The organism is Streptomyces mesophilus (assembly GCF_011044995.1).
Lineage (GTDB): Bacteria > Actinomycetota > Actinomycetes > Streptomycetales > Streptomycetaceae > Streptomyces > Streptomyces mesophilus.
In genome coordinates this window covers 1-890 of record NZ_JAAKZW010000478.1, presented here as the reverse complement: position 1 = coordinate 890, position 890 = coordinate 1, and the positions used below count along the sequence as shown (strand labels likewise).

Annotated in this window: 1 protein-coding gene; it reads right to left on the bottom strand. The window is 73.1% G+C overall.

The annotated features are described in order from the left end of the window. The coding region (locus G6045_RS40665; RefSeq protein WP_165337270.1) for an ABC transporter ATP-binding protein at positions 1–829 on the bottom strand (829 nt) is incomplete at its 3' end. Between the last annotated feature and the right edge of the window lie 61 nt (positions 830–890).

The following is an 890-nucleotide window of genomic DNA, read 5'->3' as shown; positions in this document are numbered from 1 at the left end:
GCGGCACCGCCACCCCCGCCAGCCGCTCCCGCAGCGAGGCCGCCCGGCGCCGTGCATCGCGCACCGTCAGCGGCAGCGGGGACCAGTTCGTGAGGCGGCCGAGGCCCACCACCGGGGGGAAGACCGGGGACACGGCCATGATCTCGGCGGGCGAGCCGAGCACCGGGGCCTGGCCCGGACCGGGCAGGAGCACCACCTGGTCCGCGTACTGCACCACCCTTTCCAGGCGGTGCTCGGCCATCAGGACCGTCGTGCCCAGATCGTGCACCAGGCGCTGCAGCACCGCGAGCACCTCTTCCGCGGCCGCCGGATCCAGTGCCGACGTCGGCTCGTCGAGCACCAGGACCCGCGGGTGCGGAGTGAGGACCGAGCCGATCGCGACCCGCTGCTGCTGGCCGCCCGACAGCGTGGCGATCGGGCGGTCGCGCAGGTCCGCGAGGCCGAGCAGGTCGAGGGTCTCCTCGACGCGGCGGCGCATCACGTCGGGCGCGAGGCCCAGGGACTCCATGCCGTACGCGAGCTCGTCCTCGACGGTGTCCGTGACGAAGTGCGAGAGCGGGTCCTGGCCCACGGTGCCGACCACATCGGCGAGTTCACGCGGTTTGTGCGTACGGGTGTCACGCCCCGCGACCGTGACCCGGCCGCGCAGGGTGCCGCCCGTGAAGTGCGGGACGAGTCCGCTGACCGTGCCGAGCAGGGTCGACTTGCCGACTCCGGACGGGCCGACGAGCAGCACCAGCTCGCCTTCGGGGACGGTGAGTTCCACCCCGCTGATGGTCGGCTGCGCGACGCCGTCGTACGTCACCGAGACATCCTCGAAGCGGATCATGAGGCTTCCTTCCGAGGAGGGCGCACAGAAGCGGGGGCGGGGGCGGAGGCGGATTTGGAGG